General features: G+C 49.9%; 1 protein-coding gene. It reads right to left on the minus strand.

The features are described 5' to 3' along the window. Positions 1–53: 53 nt before the first annotated feature. The gene (locus NE664_15575) at positions 54–362 is read right to left on the minus strand and encodes a hypothetical protein (GenBank protein MCQ4728053.1); all 309 of its coding nucleotides are present in this window, start codon (positions 360–362) and stop codon (positions 54–56) included. Between the last annotated feature and the right edge of the window lie 23 nt (positions 363–385).

The following is a 385-nucleotide window of genomic DNA, read 5'->3' on the forward strand; positions in this document are numbered from 1 at the left end:
GGGACACACTTTGCCGCTCTTTTTCTGCTGCAATTTTGTCTGTTCTGCTGCGGTTATGGTTTCAGCTTCTCCACGATTTCCGTTAAATTGGCCATGAGTTCATCTGCCGCTTCCTCCGGGCTGATCGTGTCATAGCAGAGTTCCTGCATCAGCGGGAAGAGATATCCGTAAACCTCAGAATTTTCATTGACAGGAGGAACTGCACCGTCGGTCTTTTCCAGAGCCAGCGTGATCGCCTTGTTGACTACAGGATTTAAGAGATTCTCCTTTTCCAGCTGAAGGCGTCCAATCTCTGTCGGAGGGACTCCGCGGCAGTCGCTTAAGATACGGATCGCATCTTCATCTGTATACAGCCACTGCATAAACTTTAAAGCCTCCTCCCGGT

The sequence above is a fragment of the Anaerotignum faecicola genome, from assembly GCA_024460105.1.
Lineage (GTDB): Bacteria > Bacillota > Clostridia > Lachnospirales > Anaerotignaceae > JANFXS01.